The sequence below is a fragment of the Falsiporphyromonas endometrii genome (assembly GCF_042654485.1).
Taxonomy (GTDB): domain Bacteria; phylum Bacteroidota; class Bacteroidia; order Bacteroidales; family Porphyromonadaceae; genus Porphyromonas; species Porphyromonas endometrii.
Window position 1 is genome coordinate 1 of the sequence record NZ_JBHSGO010000190.1, and the last position, 18411, is coordinate 18411.

Below are 18411 nucleotides of genomic sequence, written 5' to 3' on the forward strand. Positions count from 1 at the left end.
GTGCGAATAGTGTTATATTTGCCATGAAAAGGGTGGTTGGTGACAGCTCTTGGAGCTGTTCTTTTTTGTTCAATACAAACCTACCCTTTTCTTTTTATTCGTCAAAAACGTTTAGGACACTATTGGTATTAAGCTGATTTGTGTTGTCGTATTTCAAAAATGTTTTTACCTTAGGAGCGGAAATCAGAATGATTTGCTTTTGAAACACTATTATAACCAATAAATACCTCATAAAATAGGGCTTATTCTTACGAATTGTTATGCGTCTTTTTATTTGAGTTTATTGATTTGTATTTCTATATCTATGCCTGTTATAGGTAGATGTTAATGATGTTAAATTATTCTGATGCAGCCAACATACACAACAATCAACACAACAAAAAAGTAGTCGATAAGACTGCTTTTTTTGTTTTTGGTCCGGCTTTCTTGCTCGAAAGGGGTTATCTTTATGAAGATTTTTTGATCTTCTAATTTGAGTTTCATCCATTGTGTGAAGTTGTATAATAATGAAGCGTTTACTTAATCATCTCTTTTCTCATATCTCCTCCGAGTCTTTTTTGTTCTCTGTGGTACTGTTAGGGTCTTTAACTTTTATAGTATGGTCAAATATTATATATCAAGAGGTTCTTATAGTGCATCGGAAACTTATTGTTGGTTGTCTTGAATCTTTGTTTACATCCTCTCTGATGGCCTATGTAGTTTCTCTCTTTAGAGGAGGGTGGAAGAGGTCTATTCGTATCGTGGTAGTTTTTGTTTGTGCAGTATGGCTGCTATTCGAAACATTTCTTTTACTACGTTTCAATACTTTATATTCGACATCTATAGCCTCATCAGTTTTCAAAACAAATCCAATCGAGGCAAAAGAAATGGTTGGATTGTTTTTCAGGTTGTCCAATTTTATTCCTGTTCTTCTAATTGTGTTGTCAATCTATTTCTTGGCTTATTGTTTGGCTATTGGACTAAAGAAGATAATGCAGTCATTGTACTTCGATTGTATTATCCTCTTTCTACTGATATGTGGAATCCCGGCTACAATACTCAATCTGAACACCAATTTTCCACGATATTACCAATCCTCATTCCTGTTACGTGCTTTAACATCATCTTGGGTTGCACATCGTTCAATAAACTATATTGGTAACCTTAATCAGATACAGCGCAGAATAGACTTTGTCGTTTCTAATGATACATTATCATTGCCCAATGTTGTGCTGATCATCGGTGAGAGTCTCAATAAGAATTATATGCATGCGTATGGCTATCATCTTAGCAATACACCTAAGTTGGACTCGCTAATTCGTGAGGGTAGAGTGGTTAAGTATACCGATGTTACCTCATGTGCCTCATATACCAATGCCGCTGTTAGCAGAATGCTTACTCTTTATAATCTTGTGAATAAAGGGCAGTGGTACGAATACCCGGCTTTGCCTTTGATTTTGAGAAGAGCTGGGTATGATACTTTTTGGCTCTCTTCTCAGGAGAAAATGGGGGAGAATGCCGATGAGATTGCATCCCTTGCATCCTTGTTTGATGGTACAAAATATGTAGGTGCTGAGTCAGCTGATTTAGCGGTTAGTTGCTATGACGAAAGCGTATTGCCTTATTTAAGAGTAGCGAAAGAGAAGCCTCTATTCCAGGTTGTTCATTTGATGGGGTCGCACTATAATTATAGTCAGAGATATCCACATAGTTTTTATAAGTTTGATTATGAAGATATAGAGGAAAAGTACACTAAATCCGAAAAAACAGATTTGGTGAACTATGTCAATAGTATCTATTACAATGATTATGTCGTTTCAAAAATCTTCGAGCATTACAATAATTCCGATGCTATTGTTTTTTATGTGCCTGATCATGGAGAGTCAATTTATGAGTTGGACGGGAAAATAGGTCATGGTACAGGATTGCAAACTAAAGGAACTTTCTCTATTCCTATGTTTGTCTGGATGTCAGATAAGTTTATGCAAGATCATCCTGCAGAAGCCAAATCTGTTAGACTTTCTTCGACTAAACCATTTACAACTGATCTCCTAACTCAAACATTAATCGATCTGATGGGGATTCGTACAAATTACGATCGAACTGTTCTGGCTCTTTTTTCGAATGAATATCAACCCGAGGAAGCTATAAAGCGGAAGGAAATAATCTTTTCTCCTAATTTTGACAAATGAAACTTATTTCGGAATTTATAAAGCAATGATATAGCAATCCGTTATATAAATGGTATTTTTAACTTCAAAATGATATGTATTTATCATTTTTATTTGTCTGTAAGATAATAAAAGTGGTATAATTCTTTCGCTTAATTTGTTTAGTTAATTAGATCTGAGTATATTTGCTCGTGGTTTTTTCATAATAGTATTAGATTTAAGGTTAACAATGTTGGTTAGAGGATGTCGAGAGACATCCTTTAATTATTTCTATCCTATTTAGAAGCTCTTTTACTATCACAAATGGTCCCTTCTAGTCCAAAAATCCCATAGATTATTTTCAAGAGAAAAGAGTCTCATTGCTATTGAGAATCATTTTTAGTACCTTAGTCTTGATGTAAAGAACACTAACCATGGAGATAAGCATATTACTAACCATACTTTTGACAATGATTTTGCTTGGTGGATTATTCTTCCAAGAGCGTGTGATATGTCTTGTTGACCGTGAGCAAATTTATCTATGCGATAGTCTTTCTCATAGGGCTGTGAAGTTCGAAATGAGAGAACTTTATTTGTTAAATACTGTTGCCTTGGTTGCTGTTCAAAAAGCTACCCAAAACACACTGATTCAAACTCAAAATCACAAATTCGAGGGTTAGGGTCATCCGGCCTTCTTACCGACTTTGCCCGTTTTTATAGTACGAAACGGGCTTTTTTATGCGCTATTTTAACAAATAAGCTCGCGCGAGAAGCAATCTGTTCTCGCGCGACTCTCGATCCGTTGTCGCGCGACCTTGACATGCGAAGTCGCGCTACTTCAGGTGCAACCTCGCGCGAGTTTACCTTCAAGGTAGCGCGAGAATGGATTGCAAGTCGCGCGACCTTCCAAAAAAGGCAGCCTTAAAGTGATTTTTAAGTCGCCAAAATATAAATTACAAATCTACTTAATATAGTTTAACATATAGTTGTGCCGATTAATTTGATCATTTTGTGTATTTGGCAAAAAAAACAGCCTCTTTTTGAAGTCAAAAAGGCTGTTTTTAGGTTACTAAAACGGATACGCGTATTTACATTATTTATCTAATAGCATCCGGTTTAATCGAAAAAGCACATTGTTATTCTTGTTTTACGATGCCTATTATTGGCAGTAATATTTGACTTTAGTGCTCATGAGATGTTTCACTTTTCTTCATTTCTGCAATGATGTAATAGGCATTGTTTTGTACAAATTTAGAACCTTTTGGAAGATCTTTAGTGAGCTTGATTTCGGTGTATCCGTTATCTGTTTCCCCTTTGACTATTTCCACGGGGTTGAAAATGATGTGGTCATCTTTTGTGGTAGCCATGAAAATATAATTCTTGCCATCTTCCTCTATGATGGCGTCGTCCTTCATTGCTGTTTTTGTTTGTGGATCAGTATATATTTCGCCTGTCAGATACATCTTAGGCATCATAATATTGCTTTTTCGATCAAGTTCAACATGAATGTGCAAAGCTTTTGGATCCTCTTCAAAACTTTTACCTATGGTCTCAACTTTTCCTGTGTATTCATTATCGGGATCTGCGGTTAACTTTAGCTTGACAAGTTGTCCTGCATGAATATACGGGATATCTTTTTCGTAAACCATTAGGTCAGCGTGAAGTTGTGAATTGTCTACAATGTTGAATATGGGTGTTCCATTATCTACATATTGGCCTATATGTACCGGCACCTCTTGGATATACCCCTTGATTGGAGCTGTAATGGTGATATGGTCGTAAATGATGCCGTTGAGGATTCGTTCCGGAGACATATGAAGCTGTCTGAGTTGTACTTTGTACCCTTCGACTACTGCTTTTGCGGCACGATACTCTGATTCTGCTTTTTGGAAGGTTTTGCCGGCTGAAAGTTTGGCTCCATATAAAGTTTGTTCTCTCTCATACTCCTTCTTGAGATAGTTCATCTCGTTGTATGCCTTGATGTATTCGGTTTGAACTTTGGCTATGTCCGGATGAATGATGGTAGCCAGCACCTGGCCTTTGTATACCTTATCTCCCTCTTTGACCTTGATAGATTGTATATTACCGCCAATAAGAGTAGTTACCGAAGCATTAAAGCTTGGTGGAACTGCGATTTGACCATGTGCTTTGATATTTTTACCCATCATGATAAGTGGAATTGTGTCAAGATCTATTCCGACACTTGCGACCTGTTTTTCGCTTAAAATAACTTGTTCTTCACTTTCGTGAACGTGGTGATTTTCTGTCTTTGTTTTGTTGCAAGACAGGAGGGATGCACAAAGTAATGATATGATTAAGATATTATTTTTCATAATGAATTTATTTTAGAATGGTTGATGGTCCATTTGAAGTGAATAATGCTCTGTTTGTTTATAAATTAAAACTCGTTCTTTGAGTTTGTTGTTATGAGGTATTCGAGTGTGTAATAACATTTTAGATATGACTCAAATGTGAGCCATGCCTCTACTTCGAGTTTCAGAGCATCTCTTATGTTTTGGAGAAATGTGATATAATCGATTCCTCCTTCTTCGTAGGCTTTTATGGCTCCTTTGTGTTGTTCTTGAGCCAGAGGCAGGGCATTTTCTTGGTAATACTGCCATGTCTTTTGCCATTTTAGATAATCTGTATAAAGCGAAGCATAGGTAGATTTTGTGTCCCGACTAACTTTTTGAGCTTCAAGTTTGGCATGCTCTTTCTGTATTTTAGCCTTTTTAGCTTCTGTAATTGTTCCATTGAAAGGTAGAGGAATCGAAATACCTATTTCGAAACCGTATGCTCCATTGGTATGGTTGCCAATTGCTTTGTTGTATCCCATATTTATCTTGGGAAAGAAGCCCGATTTCATAACCTTCCACTTAGCCTCTTCTACGGATGATCCCTTTTGAGCAATGTCCAAAATGATTGATTGTCCGAGATCCTTGGGTATGGGTGGCAAAGACGATATAAGCTGTTCGGAAGATATAAGTGATGCTTGATATTTACTACCTTCCTCAAACCATTTGTTTAGATCTATTTCTGTTTGTTTGTAGTCTGCCAAAGCCTCTTGCATCTCTATCTTTAGCCGATAACCTTCATTTTGAGTCGCCAGTAAATCAAGTTTCGAAGTCTCTTCGGCTTTGTATCTGATTTGGGCTGCTCTTAAAATATTCTTGAACGAATCATTGATTTCTTCATATATGTGATAGATTTGACCACGACAATAATTGGCTATCCAAGCTTCGCTAATATTTTTGATCATGGTTGTTGTTACGAAGTCTCTTTGAAGAGATGACAGCTCGACCATTTCATGACTAAGGCTTCGTTTTGCGAAAATAGAAAGAAGATCCATATCCTTTTGGGTGATGGCTATCTTTTGGTTGTCCGGAAGAGCCTTTTCTTTATCATTAGAATAAGTAGCTTCGGTCATTCCAAAGTCATAATCCAGATGCCTATTGAGTCTTTGAATCTTTAGATTAAGCTCTGCCTGTTTGATCTCGGGAGCTGTTAAGACCTTTTGTCTGGCCTCTTGCAATGTTATTTCTTTTTGGGCATTTGTTGCAAAACTGCTAACAATCGTGATAGCCACTAATAAAGGTATATATCGCATATTATTTACTTTTTGATGAATTGTTTTCTGATAATTCATAAAGGATTGGAAGAATGATAAGCGTGAGAATGGTTGCACTGATCATCCCGCCTATGACTACTGTTGCCAGAGGTCTTTGGACTTCGGCACCGGCAGAGGTAGAAACAGCCATTGGAATAAATCCGGCAATATCGGTTACGGCCGTTAGAAGAATGGGTCTAAGTCGCTCTTTTGCCCCCTTTTTTACCCGAATATCCAAAGGCTCATTTTTCATATTATTGAAGCAGTTTATTAGGACTAATCCGTTAAGGACAGATATTCCAAAAAGCACTATAAAGCCTACTCCCGCAGATATGCTGAATGGCATTCCTCTGAATGTCAAAGCCAGCACTCCGCCAATTGCCGAGAGAGGTATCGCTATATAAATCATTGTAGCAAGCTTAAATGAGTGTAGAGCGAAATAAAGTAGAATAAAGATTAAGAAAAGTGCAGCCGGTATTACGATGGCAAGCCTTGATTTGGCCTCTTGAAGATTTTGGAATGATCCACCATAACTGATAGAATATCCAGGAGGCAGAAGCAGTTTCTCATTGAGTATGTTTCGAATATCTTCCACTACAGATGCTACATCTCGTCCACGAATGTTTATACCAATTGAAACTCTTCTAAAAGTATTGTCCCTCGATATTTGCATAGGTGCGGGAGCAAATCTTATTTCGGCCAATTCAGATAAGGGGACTTGGCTTCCATCGGGAAGAGATATGAGGAGCTCTTTGACCGACTCTATACCTTTTCGGTGCCCCGGAGAGAGTCTGACAACCAGGTCAAAACGTTTTTCTCCTTCGGATACTTCTCCTGCTACTCCTCCTGAAAAAGCAGTACTGATATAATCGTTCATCTCATCAATGCTGATCCCGTATCGAGACATCCTAAGTCTATCGTAAGTAACCGTAATTTGAGGAAGGCCGGAGATTCTTTCCGGGTTGATTTCTTTGACTCCCTCGATATCTCCGATAAGATTGGCAATCTCTGTTGTTTTATCTTTGAGAAGATTGAGATCATCGCCATACAATTTGATCGCAATATCTTCCCTTATTCCGGTCAGAAGTTCGTTGAACCTTAATTCTACCGGTTGACTAAACAAAACATTGACCCCAACGAGGTTGGATTTTATCAAATGGCTCATCTTTTCGATCAACTCATCTCGACTTTTAGCACTTGTCCACTTTTTATGGTCTTTTTCGAGACTGATAAATATATCTGCAATGTCCATTGGCATTGGGTCAGTCGGAATATCAGCAACACCTATTCGGGCACTGACACTCTTTACTTCAGGAAAGTTTTGTTTGAGTAGAATCTCAATCTTTTCTGAAGTCTCTATGCTTTCACTCAGGCTTCCACCCGATCGTATCATTGCCTGCATAGCCAAGTCTCCCTCATCTAATTTGGGAATAAACTCGCCACCCATATTGGCAAATAAAAAGCAGCAGGGGATAAATATGGCTATGATTGATAGAAGTACGATCTTTTTATGTTTCAAAGCCCTGTCTAACATTGTACCATACCATCTTGTGATAGCTTTGATAATTTTTTTGCTGAGACCTTCAATCTTGCTCTCAATTTTATATATCAAGCTATTTTCTTTGCCGGGTTTCATGAATGTAGCAACCATCGCAGGGACATAGGTTAGACAGAGTAGGATAGCTCCCAACATGGCAAAAGCAAAGGTGCTTGCCATAGGTCTGAATGTTTTGCCGGCTACCCCCGATAGAAACAGTATTGGTGCAAACACAAGAAGAATAATAACCTGCCCGAAGAATGCAGAGCCCATCATTTTGCTACTGGCCTGATAGGTAATATCGTCCATTTGTGAGACGGTAAGCCTGCTTTGAGTTTCTTTGATCCTTTTGGATAGGGCAAAGACGGTTGCCTCTACGATAATAACTGCCCCATCTACAATTATTCCAAAGTCTATAGCTCCCAAACTCATTAAATTGGCAGAGATATTAAATTGCTTCATCAATATGAAGGCAAAAAGTAGGGATAGGGGAATTGTTGTAGCTGTGATGAGTCCGCCTCTCACACTGCCAAGGAGAAGTACGAGTGCAAAAATAACTATCAGTGCACCTTCGATAAGATTGGACTTGACGGTGTTGGTAGTTCTTGATATTAACTCGTCTCTCTCAAGGAAGGGCTTGATGGTCAAACCTTTGGGGAGGGTTTGTTGTATCTCGGCCATCCTCTTTTTTACTGCTTTGATTACCTCTCCCTGATTGGCATCTTTGAGCATCATAATAATGCCTCCAACAGTTTCTTTGCCATCCTTTGTAAAGGCTCCGTAGCGAATACGATTGCCATATCCGACATGGTCGGCAACCTCATCTATGGTCACCGGAATGCCATTGTTGTGTGTCAGTACGATTGATTTGATGTCTTCGATGCTTCTAACAAGTCCCTCACTTCTAATAAAATAGGCCATGCGGTCTTTTTCAATATATCCACCTCCAGTATTAGCATTATTTTGACTTAGAGCTTTAAAAACATCGTTAACTGTAAGACCATAGGTGCGTAGTCGGTCAGGAGAAAGCGAGACCTCGTATTGTTTGACATTGCCACCAAAAGAATTGACTTCGACAACACCTTTTAGCATCGTCATTTGTCGCTTGACAATCCAATCTTGAATGGTCCTGAGCTTTGTTAGGTCATATTGCTTTTCGTATCCGGGTTGGACTTCAATGGTGTACTGATAAATCTCTCCAAGCCCCGTTGATATAGGTCCTACACTTGGTCCATCTATACCTTTTGGCATCTTTTCTTTTGCTTCGAGAAGAGCCTCTTGCACCAGTTGTCGAGGTTTGTATGTTCCCATCTTATCCTCAAAAACAATGGTTACGACGGACAATCCGGATCGTGAGATCGATCTTACCTCTTTGACGCCGGGTAAGTTACCCATAGCCAGTTCGATGGGGTAGGTTAGGAATTGCTCCACATCTTCTGTTCCTAAATTCTGAGATGTTGTGATTACCTGAACCTGATTGTCTGTGATATCGGGTACCGATCCCAAATTGATGGTTGCCATAGACCATATTCCGACCACAATGATGCCAAGGGTCATCAGAAATACAATCATTTTATTTCTGATAGAGAATGATATGATTTTGTTAATCATTATATCTAATGTTAGTCTTTAATTAAATCCTCAAAAATGATACTCCTTATGCTAATGTCATATTTGAGGGGAGTGTTAATAGTTGGTGTTAAGAATGCCTTATGATTGATTGAAGATAGAGCATGCTTTAGATTGTTTGTAGTCAAGTATATAACAGAATCTGAATACAGAAATATGGCTAAGTAGAGCCGTCTTTGTGCAATAGTCTCTGTTTAGATAAAACAATCCAAGTGCTATTTTGGGTGAAAGCAAATAAAGATGTCTTAAAAGAGTATTTCAAGTTGTCTGTATTTGCTTCTCAATCAATTCAAAATAGATCCTTAGGATAAATGGAAGAAAGATTGAAAATCGGGTTACGCATATCTTGGCGGATCAAGTAGCGTATGAAAGTTTTTATGGTGATAAAAGATTAGATAAGGTGCGGAAACATTGGTTTTTGGCAATGGAAGGATTGCACTAACACGCAGTATTGAAATTTTGTTGTCTATTGGAGAATGGGAGGTAGAGCATGTACAAACGCAAAAAAGTGTACAGCCACCTTTCTCCGAATTGTGTTGAGAGATAATATCTCGCTTTTCAGTGGAATGAAGTCGTGAATAATCGCCTCCGTCTTTGAAAAGACAAGGACATATACCCAGTGACAAAACAAAGGTATAGATTATGAGTATGTACACGAATAACTTCATCGATTGCAAAAGTAATAAATTGAAGTCGGACTTTTCTCACAATCATTGGGTATTTTCTTCGGAAGGTCTCTTACAAAACAGATCCCTTAAGAGTATAAAAAACCGAACTTACCATGATTTGATAAGTTCGGCCAAAGTTAATCTGACATCATTCTCAGACGTTAGGAAAGATCATTCTTCTTCATTGTCATTTGTCGAATCAGATTCTTCTCCAAGTGCATTGTTGGTTATGTCTATTGCTGAGTTAAGAATGTTTGCGGAACTTTTACCAGCCAGCTCGATGGCTTTTTTTGTGGCGGTCATTGCCAACTCTTTTATTGCCTTTTTGACTTCCGGATCATCCTTATATTTCTCATAGTCACCTATCTTTTCGAGTTTCTGGTCGGACTCTTGGCTAATCTTATAGATTTCGTCGAGTGTTTCGGCTTTTTCGATCTTCTCTGATGTTTCATTGAGAATATTGATGACTTGTTGCTTAGAAGAAGTGCATGATGCAATCAGCATTGTAAGCAAGAAAAATGGAATTAATAAGACTGTTTTTTTCATAATGAAATTACATTAAATATGGATTGTTTATTCAACTATTCTTTTGCCTCTACTTCCTATGAGAGCATAGAAAAGCATATATAGTTCACCGGCGAAAACAAGATACCAAGTATATTCCCACTTGCCAAATATGTCTGCAAGGTAACCTTGCAAGAATGGCAATATGGCTCCACCAACGACGGCCATCATCAGAAATCCTGTTCCCTTGGCGGTATATTTGCCAAGTCCATCAATTGCCAAACTGAAGATGGCTCCCCACATAACGGAATGAAATAGCCCCACTGCAATCAGCATCCATGAGATTCGTGTATAAATGGCCATAATTACTAAAATAGCTGCTACAGCAGTAGAGATACCAAGTAGTGTTCTGGCCTTTATGTGAGAGGTGAAACTTCCCAAGAAGCGACCAACAAGCATAGCTCCCCAATAGAATGTGACCATTTTTGCAGCCTCAGTAGCTGTCATACCCAAGTCGTGCTTAGCATAGAGGTTGAAATTACTTCCGATACATACTTCTACGCCTACATATACAAATATGGCAACTGCTCCGAGTGTGAGTTGTCTGAATCCAAGAAGATCCCTAACCTTAGCTTGATCACCCTCACTGACCTCTGTCTTTGCAATAGAGGGGAGTTGCATTTTGTTTACAGCTATAAATAGGATGGTAAGGAATACGATTAGGATTAGCATAGGAATGATAATCGACTGTATGTCTACCTGATTGCCATCTTTGCCGTTGAATATGCAATATGCTACAAGCAGAGGTCCAATAGTTGTCATAATGGAGTTACCTGTACCACCGATGTTTTGTCGCTGAACTGCTGAGGTTCCTTTGACATCGCAAGCCACGATATACGGATTCACTGAAGCTTGAAGATATGTTAAGCCACTTCCACTGACAAAAGATCCAAATACAAATATGAAATAGCTTAGAGGTATGACAGCGTCGGAAATATGAAAATTAATCGGAGAATCGATGCTCATCTTGTATTGAATAGCCGAAGCCAAGAAGAATAGGAAAGAGACTCCCAGAATACTAATCCCTACGAGTAAAGTCTTTTTATATCCGTGCTTTTCCAAATAGTTGGCTGCAATAGGCCCTATAAGAAGGTAGGCAAGGAAGAATGCAAAGACCAAGAATGTGGAAAGCGTGTTTTCATATGATCCGGCATTTTGGAGAAATGCCGCCTTGATGGGTAATTGGAATTGTTGATTGATACTTGTAATCAGACCAATCAACGAAAGAAGGATGACCATAGCAATGAATGGCCCTTTGTACGACTTGGTTGTTGTAATTGATGTCATGTGTCAAAATGAATTTGTTTGTGGAGCACAAAGATAATATTATTGATTGTAAGAAACTGTTTAAATTTAGAGATGGTTTTGTTTTTATCTGTATCAAAAAGAAAGGTCTCAATTGCATTTGTCCGACAATTGAGACCTTTAATTTGGTCAGACGCTGTTTTTACCGTCTATATGATGATTGTAAGAAAGCTGTGTTGGCCTAACTAAAAGTTGGCTATCACAGGGCATCTTCTTTATTCAACCCGAATAAATAAAAGACCTTTATGAGGCGATCCTTTTATCTTCTAATCAGATTGAGAAACTCTTCTCTTGTTTTTGCCTCCTTGAAGGCCCCGGTAAAGTCACTTGTGGTAGTAAGTGAATTTTGCTTTTCCACTCCTCTCATCTGCATACACATATGTTGAGCTTCAATCACAACAATGACTCCTAACGGATTGAGTGTGTCTTGAATGCATTCTTTGATTTGAGTCGTGAGTCGTTCTTGCACCTGAAGTCTTCTGGCAAAAACTTCTACTACTCTTGGAATTTTGCTAAGACCGGTGATATATTGGTTGGGAATATATCCAACATGAGCTTTTCCAAAAAATGGAAGCATATGGTGTTCACAAAGACTAAAGAAATCGATGTCTTTTACAATGACCATTTGCTTATATTCCTCCCGAAATTTAGCACTTAGTAATATCTCTTTTGGATCTTGCTTGTACCCTTTGGTCAAAAATTGCATTGCTTTAGCAACGCGCTGAGGGGTCTTTATCAAGCCTTCTCTATTCTTGTCTTCACCCAAAAGTGTGAGCACTTGCTCATAGTGAGACATCAGCTCTTTTAATGTAGAGTCTTGGTTAGTTTCCATATACTATATTATTAGTTTCTTTTTTTGATCTTATGCCTTATTACATAAATTTCCCTGGCATATTCCGGAAGTGACTTCTTAAGCTCTCGGCATGCTTTTTGAGCCTCATCCATGGTTTCATAATCTCCAGCCAATAGTTTCCAAAATGGAGCCCGGAAGGTTATATAACAAGGTAAGTTAGGAAAGGTGTTGTTAAGTCTGGAGGCTCTGTTGTAAGCCTCGTTTTTTGCATTTTTGCGATTGCTCGAATAGATCTGAATTCGGTAGCCGGACTTTACGCTGATATTCCCTTCTCCTTGAAGAAGTTGCCCATTCCTGTTGTTTACTGTTCCAATGCGACTTCTTATTTCGCTTGGAATAAAAAGTACAACCTTCCCCTCTCCGGCTTTGTTGGATTCCAAAGCTTCAATAATCGAATTAGGTGTATCAGAAACCTCATTTGATGAGTTGTTTTGAGCTTTAGCTGTCATTCCCAGTAGAAATAGGCAGCATATTAAAAGCTTTGGAATAAAGTATTTCGGATATTGTAACATAATTCTAATACTAAGGGAAGGTTGTATTTATTACTGTTGATTATTTGTCAAATGCTTTGATGATCGGCAGAAACTTTGATGCCTCCAATGAAGCACCGCCAATCAAACCTCCATCTACATCAGGTTTGGCGAAAAGCTCCGGAGCATTCTCTCCCTTACAACTTCCACCATAGAGTATTGTGCAGTTGTCCGCAATCTCTTGACCATACTTCTCCGCTACTACTTTGCGAATGTTTGCGTGCATCTCTTGAGCCTGATCGGCAGAAGCTGTCTTACCTGTACCAATAGCCCAGACGGGTTCGTATGCAAGAATGATCTTAGCAAAGTCTTTGTCTGAGAGATGGAAAAGAGCATCCTTTACCTGTTTTGCCACCACCTCCATATATGTGCCGTCTTCTCTTTGATCAAGCTTTTCGCCAACGCAGAAGACAGGTCTTAGTCCGGCCTCCAAAGCTTGGTCTACTTTCTTGGCCAGCATTTCGCTTCCTTCATTGTGATAAGCTCTTCTTTCGGAATGTCCTATAATGACAGCCTTTGCCACGGTTGAAGCTATCATTGGCGCTGATATTTCACCGGTATATGCTCCGCTTGTATGTTCAGAACAATCTTGAGCTCCAAAAGTCAGTTTGTCACAATACTTTTTATCTATTGCACCAAGGAAATATGAAGGCGGACAAATAAGCACTTCACAATTTGGTTTATATCCGTCAAGTGTTTTATACACGTCTTCAATAAGGGCCATTCCTTCTTGGAATGTCTTATTCATTTTCCAGTTTGCTGCTACAATATGTTTTCTCATTGCAAAAATTATTTGGTTGTTTTACTTTACTTACTACTGTTAGAATTGACTTTTAAACTCAAGTTTATCCTTCTGATAAACCTTCTAATGCATACAAAGATAAGCAGTATCGCCCATCCTACAAGGACTACCGATCTGCCCCAAGGAAAAGGCTTTGTGATGGAAGATGTGTCTTGGGGTAGGTTTTTGTCGATGAATGCAGAGGTTTTGTCCATATCCGGGAGACCTCTAAAGCTATATTTCCCGGTGATGATACCATTCTTTATAAATAGGATTGATGGGTTTGCACGGGCAATGGTCTTAAGAATTGTTGCGTCGGACAAGAATATAGGGTAGTCCGCACCCGTGTTGTCAATCCATTGTTTGATTGATTTCTTTGAGGATCCGGTTAAAGCATAGAATGCAATCTCTTTTTTCTTGCTGTAGTCGTATATCTCACCAAACACATCAGCTTTTGCATCATCTGCTTTATTTAGATCCGGAGATACAAGCAGTATCAATCCCTTATGATTATTGTTTTTGCCATTCTTGCCCTCTTCAATGATGTCCGGAGTGATATCATTGTCGAATTCATCAAATACAGCAAAATCCGGCACAGGTGGTGTATATCCCTTCTTGACCAACTGATCTTCTCTTTCGACGAATTTCCATGTAGAGTCCGGCAAGTTATTGATGTCAAATTTCTTTTTATGTCCGTCTTTTTGATAAATGAAGACATATTCATATTGGTCCGGTTCTTTGTCTTCGGGTATGCTGACGATTGCTTCAAACTGTCTTCCTATCTTAAAAGGTCTAAAGTCTATAGCGGGAAGATATAGGATATTGCCCAGAGTGAAGATTGTGATTCCGACAAAAGCGATTAATTCGGGCAACCATGCCGAATTGAACGAGAATAATCTTCCTACACTCTTGTAGTGTCGAAGGAAAATCAATGAGGCAAGAAAAAGAATGATGTTTTTACCGAATGTTTCCCAGTTGGTCAGTTTGATTGCATCTCCAAAGCAGCCACAATCAGCCACAGGGTTTGCTATGGCAAGGTAAAAGGTCAATGCTGTCATGAAGATCATGATAGCAAAAGTGATCTTTGAACAAATCTTTCTAAAGATGCCCATCAGGGCAGTTGCTCCAACCATAAATTCGACTATACAAAGCACAATAGATAAGAATGTGCAAAGTATGTCCGGAACATTTATGGAGAAGGCTGTGAAATACTCACCAATCTTGATGGCCGATCCCATGGGATCTACAGCCTTGACAAATCCCGAAAAGGTAAATGTCAGTCCAAGAAGAACCCTTGATATCTCTACAATGACCTTTTTAAATTTATTCATAATGTTAAGGCGATAAGCGCAAAGACAGAATAGTTGATCATATCCAGATAGTTGGCATCAATACCTTCACTTACCAATGTATTTCCTTGAAGGTCTTCTATCTGCTTTGTTCGGAAGATTTTTGTCAAAATAATATCTGTAAAAGAGGATACTCTCATCTGCCTCCATGCCTCTCCGTAGTCATGATTCTTGACAAGCATCAAATTAAGAGCTTCATTTGCCTTCTTGTCATATAGATCGATTGCCTCTTCGTTAGACATAGTTACTTGCGAATCTTCAGCACCCAAATCCATCTGAATAAGAGCAATAATACCATAATTGACAATTCCGATAAACTCAGGTTCTATTCCTTCATTGACTTTGTGGACCCCTTGTGTCTGGATACTTCTGATTCGGTTGGCCTTGATGTAAATTTGATCTGTAAGACTTTCCGGTCTCATAATCCTCCAAGAAGGGCCGTAATCGTGCAGTTTCTTGACGAAAAGCTCTCTGCACTTTCCTATTATCTCTTTAAATTGAGCTTCTGTATTGGTCATATTGGTAAGTATTGATTGTGAAAGAGACTATCAAAGATTTCGCTGCAAATCGTTGTTGTTAAGTGATTTGCAGCGAAAGATGTTACCTTCTGATAATGAATGTACATCAAACAAATTCAAATAGTTTCTTAAATATAGCTAAGGTACTAAATAAGAGCTATATCTAAAACTTGGTCAATTGTCTCAACATAGTGAAACGTGAGACCTTCTAAGTATTTGTTGTTGATTTCGTCAATGTCTTTCTTATTCTCTTTGCAAAGAATAATATCAGTAATGCCACTTCTTTTGGCAGCCAGTATTTTTTCTCGGATTCCTCCCACCGGCAGGACTTTTCCTCTAAGTGTCATTTCCCCGGTCATAGCCAACTTGTTTTTGACCTTCCTTTTGGTCATCGTGGAAACAATAGCTGTAACCATGGTTATGCCGGCTGACGGGCCATCTTTTGGTACAGCTCCTTCGGGAACATGGATATGTAGCTCGTAATCATCGAAGATTGTGTCTTCTATATTTAGTTCTTCACGATGAGCTTTTATGTAGTCCCAAGCAATGATGGCAGACTCTTTCATGACATCACCCAAGTTGCCGGTCAGTGTAAGTTTGGGCTGTTTGCTTTTGTGAAGGCTGGCTTCAATAAATAGGATTTCTCCTCCAACTCTTGTCCATGCAAGTCCGGTGACAACACCTATGATTTCGTTACCTTGGTACTTGTCACGGCTATATTTGGGAGCGCCCAAGTCTATCTGAACTTGTTCGATGCTGATGGCTTTGTTCGGTTCTTGTCCCTTAACGATTCGTACGGCCTGTTTGCGGCATATAGTCGCAATGGCTTTGTCCAGAGCTCTTACTCCTGACTCACGAGTGTAGTTTTCGACAATGTATTCAATCACCTTAGGTGTAAAAGAAATTCTTGCCGACTTGGCTTTATCTCCGTCTTGCAACCCATTCTCTTTGATTTGTTTGGGGATGAGGTGCTTTCGAGCTATCTGTATTTTTTCTTCCGTGATATAACCATTGACTTCTATTAGCTCCATTCGATCGAGAAGTGGTTGTGAAATTGTATTCAGACTATTAGCTGTGGCAATAAACAACACCTTGCTCAGGTCAAAAGGTATATCCAAATAATTGTCGTGGAAAGTTGAGTTCTGCTCCGGGTCAAGCACTTCAAGTAATGCCGAACTTGGATCGCCTTTAAAATCATTTCCGATCTTGTCTATTTCATCCAAGATAAATACGGGGTTCATTGTTTTTGCTTTAAGCATCCCTTTGATGATTCGTCCGGGCATAGCACCTATATAGGTTTTTCTGTGACCTCTTATTTCAGCTTCGTCGTGAACGCCTCCCAAAGAAATGCGAACATACTCTCGATTCATGCTGTCAGCAATGCTTTTGCCGAGGGATGTCTTTCCTACTCCCGGAGGTCCAAAAAGGCATATGATTGGAGACTTTATATCCTTATTTAATTGGAATACAGCTAATTGCTCGATTATCCTTTCCTTGACCTTCTCAAGTCCATGGTGGTCTCTATCAAGGACCTTTTGAGCCTTATTGATATTGAAATCATCATCAGAATATTTCCCCCATGGGAGAGCTGTTAGGGTTTGAAGATATTGTAGCTGGATGGCATAGTCGGGACTCTGAGGTGCCAATCGCTCAAGTTTCATAAGCTCTCTTTCGAAGCTTTCTTCCACAGATTCCGGCCATTCGAAGTCTTTTACCTTCTCTTGAAGTTCGGCAACATCGATTTCATTAACACTTCCACCAAGCTCGTCTTGAATTGTTTTGATTTGCTGTTGTAGAAAGTATTCTCTTTGCTGCTTATCCATTTCTTGGTGAGTCCTCATCTGTATGTTGGCCTTAAGCTCGAGCATCTGATACTCTCCCTGTAAGTAATACATGAGGCTTAGCCCTCGCATTTTGATATCATCACATTCAAGAAGATTCTGTTTCCCCTCCAGCGCTATGGTACTACTTGAAGCAGCCAAGTTGATCATATACTCGCTATTCTTTATTTTCTTGATTGCCTTTATAGCTCCGGCGGGTGCTTCGAATGGAGGAAGACTGAGAAGCTTGATTAGCTGATCTTTGATGCTTGAGATCAGTGCTTTATACTCTCTATAGCTTTCGTTATCTTCTTGTGAAGGATAGACCTCTTCCAAAAGTTGCACTTTCCCCATGAGATAGGGCTCTTCTTGAGTTATTTCTTGGAGAGAAAAACGTTGATGTCCTTGAATGATAGCAGTAGTTGTACCATCCGGCATTTCTGCCAACTTTACAATCTCTGCAATGGTACCTTTATTATAAAGATCTTCAAATTTAGGATCCTCAATATCAACATCCTTTTGTGTGACAACACCAAAATATTTATTGCCCTCTGCAACCTTTCTGACAAGATTTAGAGACTTTGTTCTTCCTACGAGTATAGGCATAGCTATGCCGGGAAAGAGAACCATATTCCTTAATACCAGTATAGGCAATGCATCTCCATCGTTCAATTTGACGGGGTCAATTTTGAAATCATCGGTCTCTTCACACAATGTTAATACGGGAAAGGGTATAGGGTACTCTTCCGTATTGTCATCCTCCAATAAAAGATTTCTATCTATGTCTAACATCTTAGTTTATAATTTCTTTTTAAGTTGTAGATCTCTACAAGCGAATACAAAAGTACAAAAACAAAACACTTTATGGGGTATTTGGATTTTACACCCCATTCATAGTTAAATAAGTAATGATTAGGACTCTAATATGGACATTTGGAAGCCCTGCCAGTAAGGACGTGTCAATAGTTTGTACGGAGGAAAGATCCTCTAAATAAAAAAAGGGGCTGTGTCATTATTCGTAATGATTCAGCCTCTAATTTTTTAGCAACCCCTCATTTTTGGAGTTTAAGCAGCCAATTTTTGGATGGGAGCTACCATTGGACTCACAGGAACTCCTAAAA

At 38.9% G+C, this 18411-nt stretch carries 13 protein-coding genes; 2 read left to right on the forward strand and 11 right to left on the reverse strand.

Going from position 1 to position 18411, the window contains the following annotated elements; all coding sequences use genetic code 11:
- Window positions 1-686 precede the first annotated feature (686 nt).
- Both ACFO3G_RS06760 and ACFO3G_RS06765 read left to right on the forward strand, forming a co-directional pair.
- Window positions 687-2171 carry a phosphoethanolamine transferase gene (locus tag ACFO3G_RS06760; RefSeq protein ID WP_380079229.1) on the forward strand — a complete coding sequence of 495 codons (1485 nt, stop codon included), beginning with the start codon at window positions 687-689 and terminating at the stop codon, window positions 2169-2171.
- Between the two features lie 392 nt (window positions 2172-2563).
- Window positions 2564-2809: a hypothetical protein gene (locus tag ACFO3G_RS06765; RefSeq protein WP_380079231.1), complete on the forward strand. Its 246-nt coding sequence runs from the start codon at window positions 2564-2566 to the stop codon at window positions 2807-2809.
- Between the two features lie 501 nt (window positions 2810-3310).
- On the opposite strand, the gene ACFO3G_RS06770 is transcribed toward ACFO3G_RS06765, so the two are convergent.
- The 11 genes from ACFO3G_RS06770 to lon all read right to left on the reverse strand — a co-directional run bounded on the left by ACFO3G_RS06770 (window position 3311) and on the right by lon (window position 18082).
- Window positions 3311-4462: an efflux RND transporter periplasmic adaptor subunit gene (locus ACFO3G_RS06770; RefSeq protein ID WP_380079233.1), complete on the reverse strand. Its 1152-nt coding sequence runs from the start codon at window positions 4460-4462 to the stop codon at window positions 3311-3313.
- Window positions 4463-4527: 65 nt separating this feature from the next.
- Complete coding sequence (locus tag ACFO3G_RS06775) at window positions 4528-5775, reverse strand: TolC family protein (protein ID WP_380079235.1); 1248 nt, start codon at window positions 5773-5775, stop codon at window positions 4528-4530.
- On the reverse strand, window positions 5738-8884 hold the full coding sequence (locus ACFO3G_RS06780; protein ID WP_380079237.1) for an efflux RND transporter permease subunit: 3147 nt from the start codon (window positions 8882-8884) through the stop codon (window positions 5738-5740). The genes ACFO3G_RS06775 and ACFO3G_RS06780 overlap by 38 nt, the downstream gene beginning before the upstream one ends.
- 857 nt (window positions 8885-9741) lie before the next feature.
- Window positions 9742-10116: a hypothetical protein gene (locus ACFO3G_RS06785; protein ID WP_380079239.1), complete on the reverse strand. Its 375-nt coding sequence runs from the start codon at window positions 10114-10116 to the stop codon at window positions 9742-9744.
- Window positions 10117-10143: 27 nt separating this feature from the next.
- Complete coding sequence (locus ACFO3G_RS06790) at window positions 10144-11421, reverse strand: MFS transporter (RefSeq protein WP_380079241.1); 1278 nt, start codon at window positions 11419-11421, stop codon at window positions 10144-10146.
- 277 nt (window positions 11422-11698) lie between these two features.
- Window positions 11699-12271: a GTP cyclohydrolase I FolE gene (folE, locus tag ACFO3G_RS06795; protein WP_380079243.1), complete on the reverse strand. Its 573-nt coding sequence runs from the start codon at window positions 12269-12271 to the stop codon at window positions 11699-11701.
- A gap of 11 nt (window positions 12272-12282) precedes the next feature.
- On the reverse strand, window positions 12283-12741 hold the full coding sequence (locus ACFO3G_RS06800; RefSeq protein ID WP_380079245.1) for an SPOR domain-containing protein: 459 nt from the start codon (window positions 12739-12741) through the stop codon (window positions 12283-12285).
- 103 nt (window positions 12742-12844) lie between these two features.
- Complete coding sequence (tpiA, locus tag ACFO3G_RS06805; protein ID WP_380079247.1) at window positions 12845-13603, reverse strand: triose-phosphate isomerase; 759 nt, start codon at window positions 13601-13603, stop codon at window positions 12845-12847.
- A 26-nt stretch (window positions 13604-13629) separates the two neighbouring features.
- On the reverse strand, window positions 13630-14934 hold the full coding sequence (locus tag ACFO3G_RS06810) for a BT_3928 family protein (protein WP_380079249.1): 1305 nt from the start codon (window positions 14932-14934) through the stop codon (window positions 13630-13632).
- Complete coding sequence (locus tag ACFO3G_RS06815) at window positions 14931-15470, reverse strand: DUF1599 domain-containing protein (protein ID WP_380079251.1); 540 nt, start codon at window positions 15468-15470, stop codon at window positions 14931-14933. Before ACFO3G_RS06815 ends, ACFO3G_RS06810 begins: the two co-directional genes overlap by 4 nt.
- A 146-nt stretch (window positions 15471-15616) precedes the next feature.
- Window positions 15617-18082 (reverse strand): endopeptidase La, encoded by a 2466-nt coding sequence (gene lon / locus ACFO3G_RS06820; protein WP_380079253.1) that lies wholly within the window; start codon window positions 18080-18082, stop codon window positions 15617-15619.
- Between the last annotated feature and the right edge of the window lie 329 nt (window positions 18083-18411).

Excerpts from the sequence above, each read along its gene's own strand:
- ACFO3G_RS06810 (WP_380079249.1), bottom strand. The coding sequence starts at position 14,934 with ATGAATAAATTTAAAAAGGTCATTGTAGAGATATCAAGGGTTCTTCTT.
- ACFO3G_RS06760 (WP_380079229.1), top strand. The coding sequence starts at position 687 with ATGGCCTATGTAGTTTCTCTCTTTAGAGGAGGGTGGAAGAGGTCTATT.
- lon (WP_380079253.1), bottom strand. The coding sequence starts at position 18,082 with ATGTTAGACATAGATAGAAATCTTTTATTGGAGGATGACAATACGGAA.
- ACFO3G_RS06800 (WP_380079245.1), bottom strand. The coding sequence starts at position 12,741 with ATGACAGCTAAAGCTCAAAACAACTCATCAAATGAGGTTTCTGATACA.
- ACFO3G_RS06765 (WP_380079231.1), top strand. The coding sequence starts at position 2,564 with ATGGAGATAAGCATATTACTAACCATACTTTTGACAATGATTTTGCTT.
- folE (WP_380079243.1), bottom strand. The coding sequence starts at position 12,271 with ATGGAAACTAACCAAGACTCTACATTAAAAGAGCTGATGTCTCACTAT.
- ACFO3G_RS06815 (WP_380079251.1), bottom strand. The coding sequence starts at position 15,470 with ATGACCAATACAGAAGCTCAATTTAAAGAGATAATAGGAAAGTGCAGA.
- ACFO3G_RS06770 (WP_380079233.1), bottom strand. The coding sequence starts at position 4,462 with ATGAAAAATAATATCTTAATCATATCATTACTTTGTGCATCCCTCCTG.
- ACFO3G_RS06775 (WP_380079235.1), bottom strand. The coding sequence starts at position 5,775 with ATGAATTATCAGAAAACAATTCATCAAAAAGTAAATAATATGCGATAT.
- tpiA (WP_380079247.1), bottom strand. The coding sequence starts at position 13,603 with ATGAGAAAACATATTGTAGCAGCAAACTGGAAAATGAATAAGACATTC.
- ACFO3G_RS06785 (WP_380079239.1), bottom strand. The coding sequence starts at position 10,116 with ATGAAAAAAACAGTCTTATTAATTCCATTTTTCTTGCTTACAATGCTG.
- ACFO3G_RS06780 (WP_380079237.1), bottom strand. The coding sequence starts at position 8,884 with ATGATTAACAAAATCATATCATTCTCTATCAGAAATAAAATGATTGTA.
- ACFO3G_RS06790 (WP_380079241.1), bottom strand. The coding sequence starts at position 11,421 with ATGACATCAATTACAACAACCAAGTCGTACAAAGGGCCATTCATTGCT.